We start from the raw sequence: 6560 nt of genomic DNA, 5'->3' as shown, positions 1-6560 counted from the left end.
AGCTTTGTTTACTCCAAGATGGTTTAAATTCCCGGTGGCAGAACGTATCCCGTTACTTATATCCCGAACAGACTGGCTTTTTGCAAATTGGCAGAAAAGCATTGAAACCAAATGATTCCAGCTGCTGAATCCTTTAGTATGTTTATCGGTTTGTTTACTTGCAACTAATTTATTGAATTTTGAACGGTCTAATTTTGCAATAATCTGAGAAAACAATGTTATATTTGGCATCAGAGGGACGAGTTTGGTTGTGCAACCTCAAAGATAATTTGAGATACTTAATTCAACCCTCTTTTTTTTGACTTTTTTTTAAACGTTTAGGACGCGATTGATTGATAAACTTCTTATAAAACAAGAAATAAAAACATTCTTCACCAATAAAAATGTTATCTAGAAAAAAGACTGAGCTAATAATGATCGCAGTTTACACCACTCATATTTCTAATAAACATCTTGATAATTTTCAAAAAGACAAGTTTATTATAAGTGGTAAAGAAGTTTTTTATAGGTATAACATTATTTTCGCATCATAATGTTACTTTTATATAAGTGCTATATATTGTAAATAAACAGATGTATTAATAATTAAACAACTTAGTGTGATTATACTTGAAATTAATCCATTTACATTAATCATTTGATTTCTGTGATATTATGTCAGTATTTTGCTGTTGGTTTGTTTTTTGAGATAAGACTTCTACAAACCACAAAATTATGGCACTCAAATATTCTATCCTGGACCTGGCGACCATCGTTAAAGGTGACAGCATACACACAACTTTTAACAAATCCGTAAAATCTGCACAATTGGCCGAGTCTCTTGGTTTTGAGCGGTATTGGTTCTCAGAACATCACAACTTTCCAAATGTGGCCAGTGCAGCAACATCGGTTCTTATAGGCCATATCGCCTCTCAGACAACAACACTGCGTGTAGGTTCCGGTGGTATCATGTTACCTAATCATACAACTCTTTCTGTAGCAGAGCAGTTTGGGACTTTGGACGGTCTTTTCCCCGGCAGAATAGATTTGGGCTTGGGCAGAGCACCGGGAACGGATTCCCTTACAGCAAGCATCCTGAGAAGAGGCCAGCTGGATCCGCATTACAATTTTGAATATGCGATCAGAGAACTTCAAAAATATATGTCTGTAACAAACAGTGAAGCGAAAGTGAGAGCGATCCCTGGCGAGGGCGCTGATGTCCCGCTTTATATCTTGGGAAGTTCTACAGATTCTGCATTTTTAGCCGCCAAACTGGGCTTACCTTATGCTTTTGCTGCGCATTTTGCACCTTCTCAACTGGATGTTGCTCTCGAGATCTACAGGGAACATTTCCAGCCATCGGATGTACTGGATGAACCTTATGTCATGATTTGTATTAATGTTATCGCAGCTGACACAGTGGATGAAGCACATTATTTATCGACTTCCCACTTCCAGGCTTTTGTGAATATCCTAACGGATCAGAGACAACCACTTTTGCCGCCTGATGAGACCGATTTGACCCATATTTCAGACGAAGTGGCATTACATCTTAACAGGATGGCTGCCAAAACTTTTGTAGGCGACCATGATACTCTGAAAGAAAAATTAAGCCGCTTTGTAAAAGATTACCAACCAGATGAGATCATTGTCTCAGGAAACATCTACGATTTTGAAGCGAAACAGAACTCTTACAAGATTATTTCGGAAGTTTTGAAAACACTCTAAGTGCATTTTCTGTCGTGACCTGGTTGATTTCCGCGAAATCTTTTTTGTAGACATCCACCAGTTTGCCGGCAACAAGATCCAGATAGGCACTCTCATTCCTTTTTCCACGGAAAGGGACAGGTGGTAGATAGGGAGAATCCGTTTCCAGAACAATTTTATCCAAAGGAATTTGGTTGAGAAACTGATCTATTTTACCATTTTTGAAGGTCACAACACCACCAATACCAAGGATAAAATTAAGGTCTATGGCATGTTGAGCCTGCTCAAGATTTCCTGAAAAACAATGAAAAATACCGCGAAGCTTTCGATGCTTTTTTCTTTCCAGAACTTCAAAAGTCTCGTCAAAACTATCTCTTGTATGAATAACAATCGGGAGGTCTTTTTCTATTGCCCAGTCGATCTGTTGCTCAAAAGCTTTTACCTGAATATCCAGTGTCGATTTGTCCCAATACAAATCGATCCCGATCTCACCAATTGCGCAAAAGGGCCTGTTTTTAAGCCAGGTTTCTACAATTAGCAATTCTTTTTCCCAGGATTCCGGCTGAACAGAGCAAGGATGCAAACCCATCATCGCGTGGATCTTATCCGGGTATTGTGCCTCTAAATCCAGCATTTTACGATGCGTTTCCGAGTCTATTGCAGGCAAAAAAAACTGTTCTACGCCTTTATCTATCGCACGCTGAATGGCTTCTGCACGATCATTATCAAATTGTTCTGAGTAGAGATGGGTGTGGGTGTCTATCATAATGTTTGCGACTGGCAATTGGCAAATAGCTAATAGCGATCAGCCAAGAGCAATTAGCTGAATATCTTGTGTTTCACTTTTTGCTGTTGTGCAACAATTCTGGCATTGATTTTATCTAAAAACTCCTGATACTTAGGATTTTTATCGTCGGCGGTTTTATGATTAAGAGCTGTCATAATTTTATTATTTTCATTAATAAAAACCTTGGCTTCATCAGAAAAATAGGCATTCCCAAACTTTTCCCAAACATACTGAACTGCCTGTGAATTGGGATGGATGAGATCATCCTTGTAGAAACGGTAATCCCGAAGGTCATCCATCAGTATTTCGTAAACAGGCAGATAATGGCAATTTTCTTTACCAGAAACCGACTCGTGGATTGCAGTGATTAATTTTGATTTGCTTAACTGGTTTTCTACCATGCCGTCTTTTGTATGACGCACCGGCGAAACCGTGAACAAAATCTGAACATCATCTTTACAAATATCCAGCAGCAGGTCGATGGTTTTACCAATAGATTCGGTTAACTCCTGATGGGATAAAAACCGTTTTTCAAAAAACTTCTGCGGTATCTTGTGACAATTGGCAACCAACCTGTTTTGTGGTAAAAACTCATAGATATAGGACGTGCCAAAGGTGATAATCACAAAACCGGTGTTCTGCAAAAACTGATTGGCCTCCTCTATATTTTTATTGATTTTATCAAGTGTGATATGCGCAAAACGGGAATCAAAGGAGGAATGATGATCGAGACTGATATAGCTATCGTTGGCCAAAATCAGATCATTCTCCTGATATTCTTTGGCATCATAAACCTGCTTCACCGCCTGCAGGATAGAATATGGATTGAAGACCGTCCCAAACGGATTGCTGAGGGACTGGATCTGGCCTTCGGAAAACTTCTCGTGCATTTCCGATGCAAAACAGGATCCTATAGAAAAAATACAATCTTCTATCCCCAGTTTTTTTTCACTTTCATTAATCTCGACTTCTGTACGGAATTTCATTATTTCGATTTAACAATTTACCAATGTAGCAATTAACCAATGCTTGGATTACAGTTGCATTGGTCAATTAATACTTGTTATATTATGATTCTCTTCTCAAAAGATAGTTGGCCAGTTCACGGAACGGCAGTTTTCTTTCCTCCGGAAGATCAATTTTCTCCAGATAACTCTGCCCTATCTCGTTATGCTTCTGGATCAGGCGAAGGACTTTATCATCCACTTTGGTCCTTCGGAAAATTTTCTCGACACTGTATACTTTATCAATGTTATCTGTCTTTTTGGAAAACCAATAGTTAAGTTCTGATAACTCCTGCTCATTAGCATGCTCCAGAGCCAAAAGGTAGAGAATTGTCTTTTTGTTTTCGTAGATATCACCGGCATGTTTTTTACCAAACTGCTCCTGATTTCCAAAAACATCCAGGTAATCATCCATAATCTGAAAGGCAATCCCAATATGCTTACCAAAATTGTACATCGCCTCGGCATCCTTTTCCGAAGCACCGGCTATCAATGCACCAATCTGGAAAGACGAAGCACTGAGAACACCTGTCTTGTAGGTAATCATTTTGATATAATCATCATAAGTAACATTGGACATATTCTCGAAGTTGATGTCCAGCTGCTGACCTTCGCAAAGCACAGCTCCAGTCTCCGAAAATATTTTGATACATTTTTTGAAAAGCTCCGGCTCGAGATCCTCAAAAAACTGGTAAGCCTTGATCAAAAGCGCATCTCCGGAAAGAATCCCAACATTGATCCCGTGCAAAGTGTGGATGGTTGGTTTATTCCTTCTTAGAGGAGCTTCATCCATAATATCATCATGGATTAACGTAAAATTATGGAAAAACTCTATGGCCAGTGCGGGTTTCATGGCATCTTCCAGATTACCTTTGAAGAGATCACAGGCCATCAGAACCATGATCGGGCGAAGGCGTTTCCCACCATGGGAAATGATATAATTCATCGGGCTGTAAAGCTCGTCGGGCTTATTTTTAAAAGTATATTTTTCTATAGCTTCTGCTACGATTGTCTGATACTGATCCAGGAATTCCATTTAAAAAAATTGTTTACTGCAAAAATACGGTTTTGCATACTTTTAAAAAATAAAAACTCTGCCAAATAAGGCAAAGTTTTTACATTAGTCAATATTGTTATTTAAAAAGCTACTTAATAAGGGATACCAGAAAATAGGTAACTCCTGCAACAACTGCAGATACTGGTATGGTTAGAACCCAAGCCCAAAGCAGACTTACGGTTACACCCCACCTTACCGCAGATATCCTTTTGGTAAGCCCTACCCCAATAATTGATCCTGTAACGGTGTGTGTTGTAGAAACGGGAATACCAAAATGGTCTGTTATGAACAGTGTTAAAGCTCCAGCAGATTCCGCAGCTACACCTTCCAGCGGTGTTACTTTGGTAATCCTGGTACCCATGGTTTTGATGATCTTCCATCCACCACTCATGGTTCCCAGTGCGATCGCTACAAACGAAACCAACGGTACCCAAAGATAATGTTCTGTAAAGAAATTAAAACGGTCTGCAGATGGGAGGTTAACATATAACGGATCATTGATCAAATTAACATGGTAAAAAATCGCCGCAGCTCCAATGATCCCCATTACCTTCTGTGCATCATTGAGGCCATGCCCCAAACTAAACAGTGCAGACGATACGAGTTGTAATTTCTTAAAATGCCTTTCTGCCTTGTGTGGATTACTCTTCTTGTAAGCCTGAATAATCAGCAAGGTAATAATGATGGAAATTACCATCCCGATAAGCGGCGCAAGGAAGATAAACAAGAAAATAGGGATGACAACTTTGAACTTCACCACATCCTGTCCAAATAATTGTTTGAAAGCCAATGACAGCCTGTCATAAAACGAAAGATCTGGCTGAGCCAACGTAATCTGATGATAATCTATCAGCAGCGCATGCATCAGAGCTGCACCTATAAAGCCACCAATCAATGTATGGGAAGATGATGAGGGTATCCCGAACCACCAGGTTAAAAGATTCCAAAGGATAGCTGCCAAAAGCCCTGAGAAAATAACCTCGAGTGTTATATAATTTTCGCTGACGGTTTTTGCGATTGTATTACCAATTTTAAAACCACCCGGCAAAATGTAAGCTGCGAGGAAAAATGCAGCAAAGTTCCAAAGTGCTGCCCAAAGTACCGCCTGGAAAGGTGTCAAAACTTTGGTAGAAACGATGGTTGCTATTGAGTTTGCCGCATCATGAAAACCATTAATGTAATCAAATATAAGGGCAAGCGCAATGATAATAATAAGTAGAATAGGAAAATCCATTCGTATAATTTTAGGTTAACGCCTAAGCGTATTTTATAACGATGCTTTCCATTGTATTGGCTACATCTTCTGCTTTGTCAGTTACTACTTCCAGATACTCAAGAATAGATTTTTGCTTGATGATAAGAATGGCATCATTAGTTTCAAAAAGCCTAACGATGGCTTGGCTCAATACATCATCAGCAATATTCTCATAAGAATTGATCTTGATGCAAGACTCTTTTACTTCTGCAGGGTTTCTGAAATCTTTTAGGTTTTCCAACGCTTTTTTAACTTCGAGACAAGACTTGTAGATCAAAAGAGAAAACTCTGAGTAAACTTTGTTCTCAGGGCTTTTATACAAATAGATATATTTTGCTGAAGCATAGATGTAATCTGCAATATCATCCAAGCCAGATGCAAGATAGTTGATATCCTCACGGTCAAACGGTGTGATAAAGTTTTTGCCCAGCTGTACAAAAATCTCGTGGGTAAGATCATCCATTTGATGTTCAAAATCACTCATCTGATTGAGCAACGTCTCGTCATTGATATCAAACTCAAGCAATCCCTCGTGGAAGTTTTTGGACATCTGTACCAGTGTATCTGCGACCTGAAGAAACAAGTCAAAGAAGATTTTATCTTTTGGCTGAAAAGCCCTGAAAATATTACCTATCCCCATTTTTTTAGTTAATTTGTGCAAATATGATAAAAAACCAAGTCTCGGAGAAACTTTAATATTAATTTTTCATTAAGAATAAAAACAGCAAAAACCTGTTGATTAACAGGTTTTTACATATTATTTTTGATCAG

7 protein-coding genes are annotated in these 6560 nt (G+C 38.8%); 1 reads left to right on the top strand and 6 read right to left on the bottom strand.

The annotated features are described in order from the left end of the window. Positions 1 to 231, bottom strand: a 231-nt coding sequence (locus tag B0B05_RS10120; protein WP_143745996.1) for a DUF4372 domain-containing protein, incomplete at its 3' end; no start/stop codon positions are given. 483 nt (positions 232 to 714) lie between these two features. On the opposite strand from B0B05_RS10120, the gene B0B05_RS10115 reads away from it, so the two are divergent. Next, entirely contained in the window at positions 715 to 1707 is a 993-nt protein-coding gene (locus B0B05_RS10115) for an LLM class flavin-dependent oxidoreductase (protein WP_076783531.1), read from the top strand. Here B0B05_RS10115 and B0B05_RS10110 read toward each other — a convergent pair. The 5 genes from B0B05_RS10110 to B0B05_RS10090 form a co-directional block, all read right to left on the bottom strand. After that, positions 1679 to 2452, bottom strand: a complete 774-nt coding sequence (locus B0B05_RS10110; protein ID WP_076783530.1) for a TatD family hydrolase — start codon at positions 2450 to 2452, stop codon at positions 1679 to 1681. The two genes, B0B05_RS10115 and B0B05_RS10110, sit on opposite strands and share 29 nt — an antisense overlap. 53 nt (positions 2453 to 2505) lie before the next feature. Then, a complete protein-coding gene (locus B0B05_RS10105; protein WP_076783529.1) occupies positions 2506 to 3459 on the bottom strand; it encodes a GSCFA domain-containing protein in 954 nt (317 codons plus the stop codon). An 82-nt stretch (positions 3460 to 3541) separates the two neighbouring features. Next, positions 3542 to 4513: a polyprenyl synthetase family protein gene (locus B0B05_RS10100; RefSeq protein WP_076783528.1), complete on the bottom strand. Its 972-nt coding sequence runs from the start codon at positions 4511 to 4513 to the stop codon at positions 3542 to 3544. Between the two features lie 109 nt (positions 4514 to 4622). Beyond that, positions 4623 to 5768 (bottom strand): inorganic phosphate transporter, encoded by a 1146-nt coding sequence (locus tag B0B05_RS10095; protein WP_076783527.1) that lies wholly within the window; start codon positions 5766 to 5768, stop codon positions 4623 to 4625. 22 nt (positions 5769 to 5790) lie between these two features. Beyond that, a complete protein-coding gene (locus B0B05_RS10090) occupies positions 5791 to 6429 on the bottom strand; it encodes a DUF47 domain-containing protein (protein ID WP_076783526.1) in 639 nt (212 codons plus the stop codon). Between the last annotated feature and the right edge of the window lie 131 nt (positions 6430 to 6560).

It is taken from the genome of Epilithonimonas bovis DSM 19482 (assembly GCF_900108115.1).
GTDB lineage: Bacteria > Bacteroidota > Bacteroidia > Flavobacteriales > Weeksellaceae > Epilithonimonas > Epilithonimonas bovis.
Note: the sequence above shows the minus strand (reverse complement) of the source record. Positions and strands in the feature narration are given on the sequence as shown.

Bases quoted from the DNA above. Each gene is read 5' to 3' on its own strand.
- B0B05_RS10095 (WP_076783527.1), bottom strand. From the start codon at position 5,768: ATGGATTTTCCTATTCTACTTATTATTATCATTGCGCTTGCCCTTATA.
- B0B05_RS10090 (WP_076783526.1), bottom strand. From the start codon at position 6,429: ATGGGGATAGGTAATATTTTCAGGGCTTTTCAGCCAAAAGATAAAATC.
- B0B05_RS10105 (WP_076783529.1), bottom strand. From the start codon at position 3,459: ATGAAATTCCGTACAGAAGTCGAGATTAATGAAAGTGAAAAAAAACTG.
- B0B05_RS10100 (WP_076783528.1), bottom strand. From the start codon at position 4,513: ATGGAATTCCTGGATCAGTATCAGACAATCGTAGCAGAAGCTATAGAA.
- B0B05_RS10110 (WP_076783530.1), bottom strand. From the start codon at position 2,452: ATGATAGACACCCACACCCATCTCTACTCAGAACAATTTGATAATGAT.
- B0B05_RS10115 (WP_076783531.1), top strand. From the start codon at position 715: ATGGCACTCAAATATTCTATCCTGGACCTGGCGACCATCGTTAAAGGT.